The 15,308-nt window shown below is 69.1% G+C and carries 15 protein-coding genes and 2 pseudogenes; 9 read left to right on the top strand and 8 right to left on the bottom strand.

Annotated elements, in window-relative coordinates; translation table 11 throughout:
• Positions 1–67 precede the first annotated feature (67 nt).
• Positions 68–484 carry a VOC family protein gene (locus tag ABZS61_RS26650; protein ID WP_356426284.1) on the bottom strand — a complete coding sequence of 139 codons (417 nt, stop codon included), beginning with the start codon at positions 482–484 and terminating at the stop codon, positions 68–70.
• Between the two features lie 10 nt (positions 485–494).
• Positions 495–917 carry a helix-turn-helix transcriptional regulator gene (locus ABZS61_RS26645; RefSeq protein ID WP_356426280.1) on the bottom strand — a complete coding sequence of 141 codons (423 nt, stop codon included), beginning with the start codon at positions 915–917 and terminating at the stop codon, positions 495–497.
• 115 nt (positions 918–1,032) lie between these two features.
• Here ABZS61_RS26645 and ABZS61_RS26640 point away from each other — a divergent pair, with 115 nt between their 5' ends.
• The 7 genes and pseudogenes from ABZS61_RS26640 to ABZS61_RS26610 all read left to right on the top strand — a co-directional run bounded on the left by ABZS61_RS26640 (position 1,033) and on the right by ABZS61_RS26610 (position 5,704).
• Entirely contained in the window at positions 1,033–1,395 is a 363-nt protein-coding gene (locus tag ABZS61_RS26640; protein ID WP_356426277.1) for a hypothetical protein, read from the top strand.
• A 68-nt stretch (positions 1,396–1,463) separates the two neighbouring features.
• Entirely contained in the window at positions 1,464–1,793 is a 330-nt protein-coding gene (locus ABZS61_RS26635) for a deoxyxylulose-5-phosphate synthase (RefSeq protein ID WP_356426274.1), read from the top strand.
• A gap of 72 nt (positions 1,794–1,865) precedes the next feature.
• Positions 1,866–2,354 carry a MarR family winged helix-turn-helix transcriptional regulator gene (locus tag ABZS61_RS26630; RefSeq protein ID WP_356426271.1) on the top strand — a complete coding sequence of 163 codons (489 nt, stop codon included), beginning with the start codon at positions 1,866–1,868 and terminating at the stop codon, positions 2,352–2,354.
• A 90-nt stretch (positions 2,355–2,444) separates the two neighbouring features.
• Positions 2,445–3,887: an MFS transporter gene (locus ABZS61_RS26625; protein ID WP_356426268.1), complete on the top strand. Its 1,443-nt coding sequence runs from the start codon at positions 2,445–2,447 to the stop codon at positions 3,885–3,887.
• A gap of 11 nt (positions 3,888–3,898) precedes the next feature.
• Complete coding sequence (locus tag ABZS61_RS26620; RefSeq protein WP_356426265.1) at positions 3,899–4,387, top strand: TIGR03618 family F420-dependent PPOX class oxidoreductase; 489 nt, start codon at positions 3,899–3,901, stop codon at positions 4,385–4,387.
• Positions 4,384–5,052 (top strand): annotated as a pseudogene (locus ABZS61_RS26615) (HAD-IA family hydrolase); the annotation flags it as partial. The gene ABZS61_RS26620 and the pseudogene ABZS61_RS26615, both read left to right, overlap by 4 nt.
• A 51-nt stretch (positions 5,053–5,103) precedes the next feature.
• Positions 5,104–5,704 (top strand): annotated as a pseudogene (locus ABZS61_RS26610) (HAD-IA family hydrolase).
• 43 nt (positions 5,705–5,747) lie between these two features.
• On the opposite strand, the gene ABZS61_RS26605 reads toward ABZS61_RS26610, so the two are convergent.
• A complete protein-coding gene (locus tag ABZS61_RS26605; protein ID WP_356426262.1) occupies positions 5,748–6,401 on the bottom strand; it encodes a TetR/AcrR family transcriptional regulator in 654 nt (217 codons plus the stop codon).
• Positions 6,402–6,420: 19 nt separating this feature from the next.
• Positions 6,421–7,215: a TetR/AcrR family transcriptional regulator C-terminal domain-containing protein gene (locus ABZS61_RS26600; protein WP_356426259.1), complete on the bottom strand. Its 795-nt coding sequence runs from the start codon at positions 7,213–7,215 to the stop codon at positions 6,421–6,423.
• A 98-nt stretch (positions 7,216–7,313) separates the two neighbouring features.
• On the opposite strand from ABZS61_RS26600, the gene ABZS61_RS26595 reads away from it, so the two are divergent.
• On the top strand, positions 7,314–8,270 hold the full coding sequence (locus ABZS61_RS26595; RefSeq protein ID WP_356426256.1) for an ATP-binding cassette domain-containing protein: 957 nt from the start codon (positions 7,314–7,316) through the stop codon (positions 8,268–8,270).
• Positions 8,263–9,036 carry an ABC transporter permease gene (locus ABZS61_RS26590; protein WP_356426253.1) on the top strand — a complete coding sequence of 258 codons (774 nt, stop codon included), beginning with the start codon at positions 8,263–8,265 and terminating at the stop codon, positions 9,034–9,036. The genes ABZS61_RS26595 and ABZS61_RS26590 overlap by 8 nt, the downstream gene beginning before the upstream one ends.
• A 70-nt stretch (positions 9,037–9,106) precedes the next feature.
• On the opposite strand, the gene ABZS61_RS26585 is transcribed toward ABZS61_RS26590, so the two are convergent.
• From ABZS61_RS26585 to ABZS61_RS26570, 4 genes are all read right to left on the bottom strand, one after another.
• On the bottom strand, positions 9,107–10,186 hold the full coding sequence (locus ABZS61_RS26585) for an aminoglycoside phosphotransferase family protein (RefSeq protein ID WP_356426250.1): 1,080 nt from the start codon (positions 10,184–10,186) through the stop codon (positions 9,107–9,109).
• A gap of 63 nt (positions 10,187–10,249) precedes the next feature.
• Positions 10,250–12,715: an AAA family ATPase gene (locus tag ABZS61_RS26580; RefSeq protein WP_356426247.1), complete on the bottom strand. Its 2,466-nt coding sequence runs from the start codon at positions 12,713–12,715 to the stop codon at positions 10,250–10,252.
• A 133-nt stretch (positions 12,716–12,848) separates the two neighbouring features.
• Positions 12,849–13,799 carry a GntR family transcriptional regulator gene (locus ABZS61_RS26575; RefSeq protein WP_356426244.1) on the bottom strand — a complete coding sequence of 317 codons (951 nt, stop codon included), beginning with the start codon at positions 13,797–13,799 and terminating at the stop codon, positions 12,849–12,851.
• Positions 13,800–14,012: 213 nt separating this feature from the next.
• Complete coding sequence (locus tag ABZS61_RS26570) at positions 14,013–15,263, bottom strand: GNAT family N-acetyltransferase (protein WP_356426241.1); 1,251 nt, start codon at positions 15,261–15,263, stop codon at positions 14,013–14,015.
• Between the last annotated feature and the right edge of the window lie 45 nt (positions 15,264–15,308).

The following is a 15,308-nucleotide window of genomic DNA, read 5'->3' as shown; positions in this document are numbered from 1 at the left end:
GCCCGGCTTCGAGCACGTACGTCCGGCTCTGCATGCGGGGGAGCTGTCGGCGACGGTCCGCCGTTGCCTATGCCGTACGGGACTGGGTGAAGCGGATCATGTTCCCGGCCGGGTCGCGGAAAGCGCAGTCGCGGACGCCGTACGGCTGGTCGATCGGCTCCTGCAGCACCTCACCGCCTGCCGTCCTGATGCTTTCGAAGGTGGCGTCGCAGTCGTCGGTGGAGAAGATCACGCCGCGCAGGTTGCCCTTGGCCAGCAGCTCGGCCATCGCCTGCTTGTCGGCCTCGGAGGCGTTGGGGTCGGCAAGCGGCGGTTCGAGGACGATCTCCACGCCGGGCTGCGCGGGCGAGCCGACGGTCACCCAGCGCATTCCTTCGAAGGCGACGTCCTTGCGTACCTCCAGGCCGAGGGCGTCGCGGTAGAAGGCGAGCGCCTTGTCGTGGTCGTCGACTGCGATGAAGCACTGCGAGAGGTTGATGTTCATGGCTTCGACGCTACGAGTCGGCGGCGCGATTCGCTTCTCCGTTCCTGACCGGTCTCGTGATGATCTTGGCGACGCACGCCGGGATCGCGGCGCCGGCTTCGTGGGAGCGGGCCCGGTAGGCGCTGGGGCTCTCTCCGACCAGCTCGGTGAAGCGCGAGCTGAACGATCCCAGCGAGGTACATCCGACCGCGAAGCAGACGTCCGTGACGCTGAGGTCGCCCCGCCGCAGCAGCGCCTTCGCCCGCTCGACGCGGCGGGTCATCAGGTGGCTGTAGGGCGTCTCCCCGAAGGCGGCACGGAAGCTGCGGGAGAAGTGTCCGGGCGACATGAGGGCGGCGTTCGCCAGCGCCGGAACGTCCAGTGGCTGCGCGTAGTCGCGGTCCATCATGTCCCGGACGCGGCGCAGCCGCACCAGGTCCTCCAGGGGGGTCATGCCCACCAGCATGGCACGGCGGATGTGCCCCGTCCCGGCGTTCGGTGCTCCGGGGCGGGGTTCTGCCGGCAGGCGATCCGCGGGCCCCGTTCCGGGCCCTGGGTAGGCTGCGCCCATGAGTGAGGTCATGCCGCTCCTGGTAGGCGCGGGGGCACTCGCCGCGGTCCTGGGCTTCTTCACGTGGCTGGCGTCCCGTGTCCGCCGCCGCGGTGTCGCCGGCGCGGCGATCAGTGCCGCCATGGCCTCGTACGACGAGGCGTTCAGGGTGACCGCTCATGACGCCCACTACGAGATCCAGGCGCAGGCGGAGCGCAAGGTGCCGATGCTGTCGCCGGACGATCCGTGGGGGCGCCGACGTGGTGGGGGTCCGGGCGAGGGTGGTCCGGGCGAGTGCGGTCCGGAGGCGTCGCCGGTGCGGCCCCGCCGCCCGCGGCGCGGCCTCCGTCGCCGCATCGGGCGTCTGTGGCGTAGCCGCTGATCCGGGCCCCGGCGGAACCGGTGGGAAAACGACTCGAACGCGCCGGACCGAGTCCCTACGCTGCCCTCATGCCCCATGGAAAGACCTCGTACGTCTGCCTGCCCTGCCGGGCCTCGTACAAGCAGCCGTACGACAGGGACCGGGAGCGCGTCTGTCCGCGCTGCGCCGGGACGCTGATCCACGTCGGGTCCGCCTTCGCCCCGCCGCGCCGACGGGACACCGCGGCGTGGCGTGCGCTCTCGGTGCTCCTGCACGCGGGGATCCGCTTCCACAAGAGCTGCTGCGGCGGCCCCGGCTACCGCCCGCGCACCCTGCGCGAGGTGAAGGAGCGGGTGGCGTACGCGGAGGCCACCGGAGAGCCGTTCGCCCGCGCCCTTCTCCGGGGTGCGCTCCCCTAGCCAGGGCACCCGAAGACATGGTGCGTCTCTTCCGGATGATCCGCCACGGACCGAATTGTTACGCTGGCCGACATGACCGCCATGACGCCCGCCAGCACCGCACCCGACCTCTCCTTCCTCCTCGACCACACCAGTCACGTCCTGCGGACCCGGATGGCCGCCGCCCTCGCCGAGATCGGGCTGACGGCACGGATGCACTGCGTCCTGGTCCACGCACTGGAGGGGGAGCGCACCCAGATCCAGCTGGCGGAGATCGGCGACATGGACAAGACGACGATGGTGGTGACCGTGGACGCCCTGGAGAGTGCAGGGCTCGCCGAGCGGCGGCCGTCCAGCCGTGACCGGCGGGCCCGGATCATCGCCGTCACCGAGGAGGGCGCCCGGCTCGCCGTGCGGAGCCAGAGAATCGTCGACCAGGTACACAAGGACGCCCTGTCGTCACTCCCGGACAGTGACCGCGCCGCGCTGCTGCGGGCCCTGAACCAGCTGGCCGAGGAGCACCTGGCCACCCCCGTCGAGAACCCCCGCCCGGTCCGGCGCGCCCGCCAGGGGCAGAGTTAGCCCCAGCCAGTAGGACCGTTAAATATAGTCTGCAACAAAACCATCTGCTACGGTCACTCCTGTCGACCCCGTTCCGACAGGAGAAGACCCATGTCCGTCACTGCGCCCCTTCCGCCGCGCGACACCGCCGGGCCCACCGCCCGCACCCGCCGACTGGCCCTCGGAGTGATCGCCTCCGGGATGCTGATGATGACCCTCGACGGGTCCATCGTGACCGTGGCGATGCCCGCCATCCAGCGCGACCTCGGATTCACCTCCGCCGGCCTCAGCTGGGTGGTCAACGCCTATCTGATCGGGTTCGGCAGCCTGCTCCTGCTGGCCGGCCGGCTCGGCGATCTGATCGGCCGCAAGCGCATGTTCGTCGCCGGAACCGTGGTCTTCACCGCGGCCTCCCTGCTGGCCGGCGCGGCAGCGACCCCCGGAATACTGATCGCCGCCCGGTTCCTGCAGGGCGTCGGCAGCGCGATGGCCTCCGCCGTCGGCCTCGGCATCCTCGTGACCCTCTTCACCGGGCAACGGGAACGCGCCAGGGCCATCGCCGTGTTCTCGTTCACCGGCGCGGCGGGAGCGTCGATCGGGCAGGTGCTCGGCGGCGGCCTCACCGACGCGCTCACCTGGAACTGGATCTTCTTCATCAACCTGCCGATCGGCATCACGGCCCTCCTGATCGCCCGCCGCGTCCTGCCCGCCGACCGCGGCATCGGCCTCGCCGCCGGCGCCGACGTCATCGGCGCGGCCCTCGTCACCGCAGGCCTGATGCTCGGCATCTACACCGTGGTCAAGGTCGAGGAGTACGGCTGGGCCTCCGCGCCCACGCTCGGGCTCGGCGCACTCACCCTCGTACTCCTCGTCGGGTTCGTCGTCCGCCAGGCCACCGCCCGGACGCCGCTCATGCCCCTGCGGATCCTCCGGTCCCGCAGCGTGGCCGGAGCCAACCTGGTCCAGGTCCTCATGGTGGCCGCCCTGTTCTCGTTCCAGATCCTCGTCGCGCTCTTCCTGCAGAACGTGCTCGGATACGGCGCCGCCGAGACCGGCCTCGCCATGCTCCCGGCCGCCGCCGTCATCGGAGCCGTATCGCTGGGCGTCTCGGCGCGGTTGAACGCCCGGTTCGGCGAACGCGCCGTCCTGCTCGCCGGGATCCTGCTGCTGATCGGCGCCCTCGGGCTCCTCACCCGGGTTCCCGTACAGGCTCAGTACGTGACCGATCTGCTCCCCGTGATGCTCCTGGCCGCCGGCTTCGGGCTCGCCCTCCCCGCCCTGACGGCGCTCGGCATGTCCGGCGCTGGGGACGACGACGCCGGGCTCGCCTCGGGCGTCTTCAACACCACGCAGCAGATCGGCATGGCCGTCGGCGTCGCGGTGCTGTCCACACTCGCGGCGGGCCGCAGCGAACGGCTGCTGGCCGAAGGCCACAGCAGGGCCGATGCGCTGACCAGTGGTTACCAACTGGCCTTCACCGTCGGTACCGGTCTGCTCGTCGCCGCCCTCGCCCTCGCACTCCTCGTCCTGCGCCCCGCTCCCGCCCGCTCCTGAAAGGTATGTCCATGAACGCCGTCGAGACATCCGACGAGAAGAGCGGCCCCGCACCCCGCGTCCTCACCGACCAGGAGCTCTCACAGATCCTGCGGGAACGGCAGTTCGGCGTGCTCGCCTCCGTCCGCAGCACCGGCCACCCGCACCTGTCGACCGTGCTGTACCGCTGGACCGGCGAGGACCGCACGGTACGCGTCTCCACCACCGCCGACCGCCTGAAGGCGCGCATGCTGCGCCGGGATCCGCACGCCTCACTGCACGTCCGGGGTGCTGACGACTGGTCGTTCGCGGTGGCCGAGGGCGAGGCGGAGGTGTCGCAGGAGTCGGTCGTGGCCGGTGACGCGATCGGGCGTGAACTACTCTCCCTGACGCCGGGCTTCGACGACCCGGCGGACGAGGCCGCCTTCCTGGCGCAGGCCGTGGCGGAGCGCCGCGTGGTGATCCGCATCCGGGTCTCGCACCTGTACGGAACGGCCCTGGACATCCCCGAGGCGGAATGAGAACGGCCATGCAGGTGCCCGGAAAGTACGTGCTGTTCGATGTCGACGGCACCCTGATCGACGCGCTCGACAACCAGCGCGGGGTCTGGAGCACATGGGCGCTGCGGCACGGCCTCGACCCCGACGAGGTCTACCGGACGGCGCTGCGCACGCGGCCCGTGGAGACCTTCGCCGAGGTCGCCCCGGACCGGGATCCGCACGCCTGCCTGGACCTCCTGCACGAACTGGAGGACGAGGACGTCCGTACCGGCGACTACACCGCGTTCGACGGCGCCGCGGCACTGCTGACGGCCCTTCCCGCCGGCTCCTGGGCCCTGGTCACGTCCAACTACGAGCACCGGGTACGCGGCCGGTTCGCCCGTACGGGACTGCCGGTGCCCGAGGTGATCGTGGACGCCGCGTCGGTCGAGGAGGGCAAGCCGTCCCCGGCGCCGTACCTGCTGGCGGCCGAGCGGCTCGGAGCCCGCCCGGAGGACTGCCTGGTGATCGAGGACGCTCCGTCCGGGGTGCGGGCCGGGCTGCGGGCCGGGATGACGGTGTGGTCGGTGAACGCCCCGGCCACCGGCGGCACGCAGGCGGGCCCGGCCGCTCCGGTCACGCAGCCGGGTGCGCACCGGCGCTTCGCCGCACTGGGCGATGCGGTGGGCGACATCCTCGCGTTCGCCTCCTCGTCCGCCGCCGCGCAGGAACCGGCCGACCGGCCCTGTGACGCGGTCCTGTGCGACCTCGACAACGTCATCCGCTTCTACGACACGACGCACCTGGCCTCGCTGGAACGGGCCGCGGGCCCTCCCGGAAGGCACCACCGAGGAGATCGCCTATGCCCCGGAGACCGACCTCCCGCTGCTCCTGGGCCGGATCTCCCCCGACGAGTGGGTCGAGGCCATCGTGTCCGGACTCGTCGGCCGGGTGGACGAGGCCCGGGCCCGTGAGCTGGGCCGGGCGCTCGCCCGGGCGCCGTTCCGGGCTGACCCGGAGGTCGTGGCCATGCTGCGACGGGTCAGGGCCCGGGTGCCGCTCGTCCTGGTCACCAACGCGACCCCGCAACTGGAGGACGACCTGGCAGCGTTGGGGATCGGCGACCTGGCCGACCACGTCGTCAGCAGCGCCGTCGAGGGCGTGGCCAAGCCCGACCCGGAGATCTACCGGATCGCCGCCGCCCGCGCGGGCGTGCCGCTGGACCGGTGCCTCTTCGTGGACGACCGCCAGGAGAACATCGACGCGGCCGTCGCCCTCGGGATGACGGGGGTGCTCTTCCGTGAACCGCGCGATCTGCACGGCCCGTTCGGGTTCGCTCTCGACCTGGCGGACGCGTGAGCGACGAGGGGCGCCCCGCCAACGGCTGACCTGCACCAGCCCGTCAGCGGCTGACCTGCTCCAGCCCCGTCCTCAGCTGGACGAAGGCGTTCTCGGCCGCCGCCACCGCACTCCCGTACACCTGCCCGGCGCTCTCCCCGGCGTCGATCCGCCGCCAGTTCCCCTCGGCGAGGATCCGCAGGACGGCGACGATCTGCCCCGCCGCGAGCCGCGCCGGCATCCCGTTGCCCAGGGCGCGCGCGAGGGCCTTCTCGGAACGCCCCCGGTACGCGTGCAGCCGGGCGACGAGGGACGGGGTGCCGTACAGCAGCCGGTGGAACGCCAGCACCGCCGGGGTGTCGCAGAGCCCCGTCACCGGGTCGCGCCGGTCGAGACCGTCCAGGTGGTGGCGGCGCAGCGCGGCCAGGGGCGATTCACCGGGGCCCCGGCCGGAGACCACCCGGGCAGCCTCGTCCTCGCGCTCGGCGTACCGGTGCAGCACCAGGTCCTCCTTGGCCGGGAAGTACCGGAACAGCGTCGGCTTGGAGATGTCGGCCGCAGCCGCCACCTCGGCCACGGAGACCTTGCCGAAGCCCCGGTCCAGGAACATCTCGATCGCGGCATCGGAGACCGCCCGGCTGGTCAGCTGCCTCTTGCGCTCGCGCAGACCTGTCGGCGCGAGCGCCACCGGGCCGGTCTTCTCTCCGCTCATGACCATGAAGCGTACGCCCCCGACCTCAACCGGACTTGATGTCCTGGCCTTCCGTGCGCTGCCGGTGGATCAGGGCCTCGGTCCCGTCGAGCAGCCGTGCGAGTCCGAACACGAACTCGTAGTCGGGGTCGTCCGGCTCGCTCATGACACCGCTGCCCATCAGCCTGGTGAGCGCGGGGTGCCGTACGGGGTCGACCAGTCGGCCCATGGTCCGCTCCCACCGCGCCATCACCTCTTCGGCGGGCACGCCCTTCGCCGCGACGGCCGCGGCGATGTCGCTCATCAGCAGCGCCTCGTTCCGTACGAAACCGGCGATGAGGAGGATGACGGAGATCTTGTCGCCCTCGTTCAGTCCGCTGTCCTCCAGCGCCTGGAGGCCCTGCTCCCACCAAGCCACCGAGTTCGGGCTGGCGGGCGGGCCCGAGATCGGCATGCGCAGCGCCCACAGGTTGCGGTGGAACATCTCCCGCTGGGCCCATGCCCACTGGCCGATCGCCTCCCGCCAGCCCTCCCCGGCCTCCAGGGCGGGCAGCGGCGGGGGCTCGCCCATGGCCGCCTCCTGCATCAGGACGTAGAGCTCCTCCTTCGCGGACACGTACCGGTAGAGCGACATCGTGGACGCGCCGAGGTCCTTGGCGACCCGCCCCATCGAGACGGCCGCGAGTCCTTCCGAAGCCGCGACGGCCACGGCCGCGGCGACGATGCGGTCGAGGGTCAGCCCGGGCTTCGGCCCCTTGACCGGGCGGTCCCTCAGACCCCAGGCGGCCTCGATGCTGGCCGGGAGGCCCGTGCCGCCCGCTGCGCCGTTCTTCTCCGTCACCCGAAGCCGCCTCTCCCAGTCCTGCCTTGACCTTCATCCTAGGTTTGCGTAATGCTTACGCAGTAACGCGTATGACATACGCAGAAGGGTGGACTCCCATGCCAGGCGCAATGATCGAGGCCCACGGCCTCACGAAGTCCTACGGAAGACCGGCCGCCAGGGTCCGCGTCCTGAACGGCATCGACCTCCAGGTCCCCTCCGCCTCCGTCTTCGCACTGCTCGGCCCCAACGGCGCGGGCAAGACCACGGCGGTACGCATCCTCGCCACCCTCACCACCGCCGACTCCGGCACGGCACGCGTCGCCGGGTACGACGTCGTCGCCGACCGGAGCCGGGCGCGCCGCGCGATCAGCCTCACCGGGCAGTTCGCCTCCGTCGACGAAGCCCAGACCGGGGAGGAGAACCTGCGGATGACGGCGAGACTGACAGGCCTCTCACGCAAGCAGGCCGGACAGCGGGCCGACGAACTCCTCGTCCGCTTCGGCCTCACCGACGCCGCCCGCCGCCCGGCCCGCACGTACTCCGGGGGCATGCGTCGCCGCCTCGACCTCGCGGCGGGACTGGTCGGCTCGCCCGAGCCCGGCGTCTTCTTCCTCGACGAGCCCACCACCGGTCTCGACCCGCGCAGCCGCCGGGAGCTCTGGCAGGTCGTCGGCGACCTCGCGGGCCGGGGAGCCGCAGTGCTGCTCACCACCCAGTACCTGGAGGAGGCCGACAAGCTGGCCGACCGCATCGCCGTACTGGACCAGGGCCGGATCGTCGCCGAAGGCACCCCGGACACACTGAAGTCGCACACGTCCGGCCACCGCCTCGACGTGGTCCTCACCAGCCGCGAGGCCTACCTCCGGCTCGCCACCACCGCAGTGCACCACTCCCCCGCAACGCTGACCCTGGGCCTGCCCACGGACGGCACGGCATCCCATGTCCGCGCCCTGCTCGACGAGATCGACCCGCACCACACCCACGTGGAGCGCTTCTCCGTGCACAGCGCGACCCTCGACGACGTGTTCCTGGCCCTCACCGCACAGACCACGGAGGCACCCGCCCATGTCTGACGCACCCGGAGTACTGACCCACGCCGCGGTCATGACCGGCCGCAGCCTGCGCATCAGCCGCCGCAACGTCGACGCCGTCATCACCTCGATGATGCTGCCGATCATGCTGATGCTGATCTTCGTCTACTTCTTCGGCGGCGCGATCGACACGGGCGCCGCCTACGACTCGTACGTCATGTACGTCGTCCCCGGAGTCCTGCTCCTGTGCGCGGGATTCGGCGCCTCCACCACCGCGGTCGCCGTGAGCGAGGACATGAAGGGCGGCATCATCGACCGCTTCCGCTCCCTGGACGTCGGCGGTACGCCGGTGCTCGCCGGACACGTCGTGGCCAGTACCGTACGCAACCTGGTCTCCACCACCCTCGTCCTCGGCGTCGCCGTCCTGATCGGCTTCCGCCCGGCGGCCACCCCGGCCGGCTGGGCGGCCGTCGCCGCCGTACTCCTCGCCTACATCACGGCGCTGTCCTGGATCTCGGCGGCCATCGGACTCCTCGCCAGAACCCCGGAAGCGGCCGGCGGGTTCACCTTCTTCATGTCGTTCCTGCCCTACCCGAGCAGCGCGTTCGTCCCGGTCGACAGCATGCCCGACTGGCTCCACGGCTTCGCCGACCACCAGCCGATCACCCCGGCGATCGAATCGCTGCGCGGCCTCCTGCTGAACCAGCCGGTGGGCAACACCCCGTGGATCGCGCTCGCGTGGGCGACGGGAATCCTGGTGCTCGCGGTGGGGCTCTCGGGGGTGCTGTTCAGGGTGCGGACGCGGTGACGGCGGTGGCCGGAACGTGCACGGGCGTATCCCTGACGGCCACTGCGGATACGGGAGTCGCCGAACACCCTCAACCTCGACCTCCCTCCGCTACGGCACGCGCCACTCTGGCCGGTGTCAACGGTGCCGTGAACTCCCGTCCCCAATAAGGTCTCGCCTGATTGATCTTTTCGGCCAGCTGACGCACCGCCACATTCTGCGCATCAGATCCTTCTGTCTCTCTGGCGATGCGATGCGACCAACGAACTGCATCGACGACGGCTGACTTGACTCTTTCGTAGGCGAGGTAGAAATCGAGACCCTCGCCTAACCCCCGACTGCAGCGGTCGGGTGCCACGCGGACCCAGTCATGGATGGCGCGCACTTCGTCCGCGGGTTCGTACCCCATCTTGTGCACATGATCGGCCAGGTCGTACACAGGGTCGCCCCACAAAGCCAGTTGCCAATCCAGGAAGAACGTCTGTCCGTTCCCCCAGATCATGTTGCCCCGGTGGATATCCCCGTGCAACAACTGGAACGGCCTTGCCGCCAGAGTGACCAGAGCGTCTTCCAACCGAGCAAACGGATCCACGGGAATCTCAAGCATCTCGAACAAGCCAGGAGAAGACTTACCGTGATTACCCCGGAGAAGGCGGCCGAATTGCAGGAGAACCCGACCGAACCCGTGGGAATCACCATCCGTTGGCCAATCCGATGGCAGTCCGGGCAGTTCATCCTGCGGAAACCGCAAGAGCTCACCGAAAAACTCTGCGATGTCGTTCGAAACTCGCACCGGGATCTCGTACCCATGAGGGTACAGTCCGTCGATTGATTCGCCTTCGATGAAGCTGTGGACCTGAAATTCAGGCTCGAGTGTAAGACTTTCTGCGGCCCCAGTACCGGCACGCGCATTTCCTTGGCCACCGCTCCTTCGCTGCGAGAAAATGAGTCGCGGTGCGTGGGTCACATGAGGATGGATCGCGGCCAGAATGTCTTCCTCCGGCCACACAGCCAAGTCCATCACCTGCGAGTCATCCATCGCAACCCGAACCATGAAGGACTCGCCGCCAGCCACCACCCGCACATTACGGTGATAATTCCCCAAAGCAGCGTCACCTTGGCGCATCGCCGCTTTGTACATGCCCCTGTAGTCGAGGGCTTCGCGGTGCATACAGACTCCTCCAACTGGTCAACACCCCGGCCCTGCACCAGGCTCATGGGGGATGCATCAGCACTAACCCCGACTCGGCAACAGGATGTCAATCAAATCGTCTACTCGACGCTCGTAGATCACGTAAGGGACTAGAGGTATCACGAGATCCTCCGAACGTTGACGAATAGCGGCCAGCGTCGCATCGGCGTAGCCAACACGCTCCGCGACCTTGTGGGCCATGACCGAGAGAAACGGATAGACCCCCGCCGCTTCGAGCTTCTGCGCCGCCCACGTCAGGCTGCTCACAGCCTGACGTTCATCCCCCATGCGTATATACAGGAATCCACGGAAGAGTTCCGCTCTCGCCCGCCCGGACCGGTACCCGACGGCCTCCAGCGCCTGCACGGCACCGGCAAAGGAATCCTGGGCATCGCTCAGCCGACCCAGGCGCGTCTGGGCGATCGCTCTCGCGGTTAGCGCCTTACCCACCTCATGCCCGACGCCCAATGACCGCTGCGTCTCAAGGGCCGTGTCCGCAGCCGTCACCGCGGTCAGCGGATCGGTAAGGGCCAGAAGCTCGGCAGTGTTCGTCTGAAGGTCCGCCAGACCATGGATGGAGTTACTCTCCCTGAACAGCTCTTCTGCCTCTTCCAGCAGTTCCCAGGCGGCCGGGAAGTCCAACAGGAAGCGGTGGGCCAAATGCATCAGACGCTTGACCTCGGCACGCCGGACCGATTCACCGGGACCCGCACTTTCATGCACTTCCGCGGCCAGCGTGAACGCCCCTCGGAAGTCACCGGCACACATCGTGATGTCGGCCAGCGCGAAGCCTGCCATCCCTCTCACCGCCTCCTCGGGTCCCGTCCACAGGACCTCGAAGGTGCCACGCGCCGCCGAACTCTCTCCCACCAGACGGTGGGCATGAGCGGCCGCCAGTGCCGTCCTGGCCCCCAAAGGGGTGGAGGTATCCGGATCCTGGCCGGCGAGTACCTGTTGCGCTTCTCGCCCTCGGCCCCGAAGGACGTGATCTTCGGCAGCAAGACACCGGGCTACGCAATCGAGTTCACGATCCTCACCGGCGATCCGACCAACTTGCTCCAAATACGTCCTGATGTCGCTGACGATGCCGTTGACCGACTGGCTACCGAACACGGCTTTGGTGCGGTCGGCGTAGCTCAACACTCTTTCGGGGGACAGCTGCCCCACCCGCAGTCCGTGGTAAACCGCCTCTTGCAGAGGTGCGAAGCCGACAGCCGGGCGGGCGGTCTGCCAGGCGTTCGGTGCGTGCGGCTCCGGATCGTCCGCGTACTCCTCCCAGAACAGCTGCAGTATCTGGTGCGCGGGCCTCTGCCGTTCCGGCGTCCACTGGGCGTGCAACGCGTCCACCATTAACTGGTGCAGCTGATACCAGTCACCCGAGACTTGCTGCACGAAGGAGTACTGGATCAGCTCGTCCCACAGCGTGTCGTCCTTCACGAACCTCATGAACATGGAGCGATTGAAAAGCCTGGCCAGCCCGAGGTGCTGGAGGACTCTGCGCCGGTCCGCAGGAACGTGGTCGAGAAAGCGGTCCTTGATCCGGTCCTGGGGCACTTCCCGTTCCCCTGCGGCGCGTTCCGGAGTGTCAACAGCGAGCTCCAGATAGAACGGGATTCCCTGACTTGCCCTGGTGATAATCGCCTGACGTGCCGTGTCCTGCACGCCGGCGTTGGAGAGCAGTTCCTGGCAGTACCTGCTTTCCAGAGGCAGGACGTTGCACGAGTCCATCTGGCCGACCCACTCCTGCCAGCGCACCGGTTCTCGGCTGGCCAGTACAACCAAGCCATGGCGCAACTGCTCCAGCAGATCCCGCAGCCAGGCGTCCCGAAAGGTTCTCCCTTCCTCCCCCTGCACCACGGTCAGCACGTCGTAGCTGTCGACGAACAGGACGTAGGGCTCCGCCACGCTCGCGTCGGCCAGATCCTGCACGAACATGCGTGTGACCGTGTCGAGAAGGTCGGCCGTCAGCATGTCCTCCAGGGCGCCCAGATCGGGTTCCGCCTTGACCAGCCGGTTCCGCTTGATCGCGGCGAAGCCTGTAATGGAGAAGCGGATGCCGGCAGCAATCGCGCCGATGACGCTGGCTCCCGATGCCCCCTCGAGTATCCTCGCCGCTGCGTCACCGTTCGTACCGAACAGCTCACCGGGACGGCGAAGGGTCTCAAGAGGATGGATCTTCTGCCAGAACGCCGCGTAAGCCACATCGAAACGGTCGAATGTCACTCCTTGCGCACCGAACTCGGCGCGCAACTGCGCTAGCGCTGACTCGACTTGATGGCTGCCCGGCAGGCGTAGGTCCAATAGGGCCGTGCGCCCGCTACCGTCGGCCACCCGCTTCCACTCCTTGAGCAGCCGGGACTTGCCCACCCCGGGGAGCCCGTGCACGTTCAGCAGTCTCGGTGCCTCAGCGGACCGTGTCAGCTCATTGCGAAACCGCTCCATCAACTCCGTTCGGTCGACGAACGGCCTGCTCCTCCCGGTTGCGCGGCGCACTCCCGACACAGCCATCCCCCTGCCCCCGGCCCTACGTCTGACTACCCAACTGGTCCTACCCACAGGGAAGTTGCGTGAGTCCCGGAACCGCGCCCCCAAAATATTGCCCATCGCCGATGGCGACCAGGATGCGCGGGGGCGCGCACATTCAGAACGGTATCTTCGTGGCGAGGTTGTCCCAGGTGGCATCGAAAAATTTCCGCGCAGTCCGCACCACTCCTGCCTGCTCGGGAGTGGAGTCGGCCGAGGCCCGGAAAGGGTACAGCGTCGCCCCCGTACCGTAAGCGTCGTAGGTCGCGACGTCCTCCCCGTCCGGCAGGGCAACTGTGCCTTCCTCGGGGATGTAGAAGCCCTGAAGCACCACACGGTTGTTGAGGATGTACAGCTTCAACTGGGGTGCGAAGGGAACCAGCCGCACCTGCACATCAACTTCCTCCACGAGCTTGAGCCGTCGGAGTTCGAACAGGGCGGACCGCATCATGGTCACGTGGCTGCGCAGGATCCCGCCGAGCCGTTCACGCACCCGAGGGTCGTCCTCCCCCGATACCTGCCGGGGGATCGCTAGCGCTTTCGATTCGGTGTTCGGGAGCAGAAGCCGCGCGGTGATACTCCGGGGCGGGCTGACCTCCCCGGCGAGGATGCGGTCCTTCTGGTCGACGACCCGGGCGGCGAGCGACTCCGTCGTCATCGAGAAGACGTCGAGCTTGACCGCGTTGGCCTCGAACGCCTCAACTAGATACGGCTTGAGCAACACAGGCGGTACGCGCTCGGAGACGACGCCCCACACCGTGCCCTCCGGGCTCCCGGAGGGCACGGGCACCTGACGTGTCTCAGAGGCCACGAACGACCCCCTCCCTTGACGGGTGTCGATCAGTTCTTCCTTGCGCAGCAGGGAGAGCGCCTGATTGATCGTCGCCCGGGACACGCCGAACCGCTCGGCCAGCTCTTCCTGCGTCGGTAGGCGTTCGCCGGGCTGACGGACCTCGCTGTTGATTTCCTTGCGCAGCTCGTCAGCGACCCGCAAGTACGGGAACTTGAAATCACGCGGGTTGAAATCATGACTCGTCACGCCGTGAACATACAACTGCTCCGCAGGCACGCAGAGCTGTCTCGCGCAACCGTTGCACGAGCGGATGAAGCCGCGCCGCCGGTGCGAGGGCGGCCCGCACGGGGTCACGCTCATCTCGGGCGCTAACGAGGGGTTCGACAAGTACCTGCTGGACTTCCTCAGGGCCTTAGGCAGCCGGTTCCGCAGGCGGCCGAGCACCCGACCGAACTCCGATCCGGGACGCGTGCCGCACCTCAGCACCTGTCAGAACACGTCCGGGCACCACGGCCGCCGCGCCGTACGGAACACCGCGTCCGCCGAAGCCGCGGCCCCCGCCCGGTTCTCCTCCAGCCCGCCCAGCGCGGCGAGCCGCAGCGCCGACTCGTCGCCCAGGTACAGCGTCGCCAGCTCCCGTACGTCCAGAGCGAGGTCGGCGCTCTGCGTAGTCGGGGTGCAGGAGGCGCCGGACGGGGAGACGTCCAGCCGGAAACGGCCGGCCGCCGGCCCCGTCGTGTCGTGGACGTCCAGGACCAGCGTGGCCTCGGTGGCGTACGTGCGGGCCTCCAGGGCCCGGGGTACGTCCAGGAGGCGCAGCCACAGCCAGTCCGCCTGCGTCACGGTGCGGGCCGCACGGGGGTCCGGGAGGAGCAGGGGGAGCAGGTCGTCGGGGGCGCGGTGGCCGGTGCGGACCCTGGTGATCCAGTCGATCGAGCAGACGTAGCTCCACAGGGCGCGTTCCGCCGCCGGGGTCACGGCGATCAGGCCCGAGACGGTCGCCTTGTTGAGCGGCTGCTTGGAGTCGCTCCATTCGGTGCCGGCGCGGTAGACGATCAGCCCGTCGACCGCGCCGTCCGCCGTGCGGTACACCCCGTAGAACGGCTCCGTCCACCCTTCGTGCGCCGGTACGCCGACGCCGGTGTGCAGCTCCCACCAGCGTTCGTCGCGGCTGACGACGCCGGGCTGCCGGGCCGCCAGACGGGCATGGAGTTCGGGGCCCAGCTTGCGTACGTCCGCTCCGTCGACGAGCGCGACGCTGCCGCCGTCCGCCTCGGAGAGGGCGGGCCGGTGCGGGTCCAGGCCGGCCCGGGGGACGTCGATCTCCCACTCGGTGGTCCAGGTCGCCGGTCCGAAGCCGTACCGCCCGTAGATGGGGTACTCGGCCGCGATGAGTGAGGCGGCCATGTCGCCGCGTTCCTTCGCCGCCGCCAGGTCGGCGGTCATCATCCGGCGGAGCAGTCCGCGGCGGCGGTGCGTGGCCGTCACCGTCACGGCGGAGATCGCGTCGGCCCGCACCGTGGCGCCGCCCACGACGGTCAGCTCCTGGGGGAAGGAGCGGAAGGTGGCCACACAGCGTCCGTTGTCGAACACGCCCTGGACACGGGACAGATCGGTGTGCGCGAGACGCTCCGCGACGTCCTGCTCCGTGTCCGCGAGGGGCCGCAGGAACCCGGTGTGCACGGCGCGCAGCCAGTCGGGGTAGTCGGACGCGGTGACGGTACGGAGTTCGGTGCTCATGCCCACCACGCTAGGCACACCGTATCGGGAATGTCGCGCGGATTT

This window comes from Streptomyces sp. NPDC005566 (assembly GCF_040605575.1).
GTDB lineage: Bacteria > Actinomycetota > Actinomycetes > Streptomycetales > Streptomycetaceae > Streptomyces.
The sequence above is the reverse complement of the archived record's forward strand: the minus strand, read 5'-3'. Positions and strand labels throughout refer to the sequence as shown.

Excerpts from the sequence above, each read along its gene's own strand:
- ABZS61_RS26635 (WP_356426274.1), top strand. The coding sequence starts at position 1,464 with ATGCCCCATGGAAAGACCTCGTACGTCTGCCTGCCCTGCCGGGCCTCG.
- ABZS61_RS26650 (WP_356426284.1), bottom strand. The coding sequence starts at position 484 with ATGAACATCAACCTCTCGCAGTGCTTCATCGCAGTCGACGACCACGAC.
- ABZS61_RS26625 (WP_356426268.1), top strand. The coding sequence starts at position 2,445 with ATGTCCGTCACTGCGCCCCTTCCGCCGCGCGACACCGCCGGGCCCACC.
- ABZS61_RS26590 (WP_356426253.1), top strand. The coding sequence starts at position 8,263 with ATGTCTGACGCACCCGGAGTACTGACCCACGCCGCGGTCATGACCGGC.
- ABZS61_RS26585 (WP_356426250.1), bottom strand. The coding sequence starts at position 10,186 with ATGCACCGCGAAGCCCTCGACTACAGGGGCATGTACAAAGCGGCGATG.
- ABZS61_RS26640 (WP_356426277.1), top strand. The coding sequence starts at position 1,033 with ATGAGTGAGGTCATGCCGCTCCTGGTAGGCGCGGGGGCACTCGCCGCG.
- ABZS61_RS26630 (WP_356426271.1), top strand. The coding sequence starts at position 1,866 with ATGACCGCCATGACGCCCGCCAGCACCGCACCCGACCTCTCCTTCCTC.
- ABZS61_RS26605 (WP_356426262.1), bottom strand. The coding sequence starts at position 6,401 with ATGGTCATGAGCGGAGAGAAGACCGGCCCGGTGGCGCTCGCGCCGACA.
- ABZS61_RS26595 (WP_356426256.1), top strand. The coding sequence starts at position 7,314 with ATGCCAGGCGCAATGATCGAGGCCCACGGCCTCACGAAGTCCTACGGA.
- ABZS61_RS26645 (WP_356426280.1), bottom strand. The coding sequence starts at position 917 with ATGACCCCCCTGGAGGACCTGGTGCGGCTGCGCCGCGTCCGGGACATG.
- ABZS61_RS26570 (WP_356426241.1), bottom strand. The coding sequence starts at position 15,263 with ATGAGCACCGAACTCCGTACCGTCACCGCGTCCGACTACCCCGACTGG.
- ABZS61_RS26620 (WP_356426265.1), top strand. The coding sequence starts at position 3,899 with ATGAACGCCGTCGAGACATCCGACGAGAAGAGCGGCCCCGCACCCCGC.
- ABZS61_RS26580 (WP_356426247.1), bottom strand. The coding sequence starts at position 12,715 with ATGGCTGTGTCGGGAGTGCGCCGCGCAACCGGGAGGAGCAGGCCGTTC.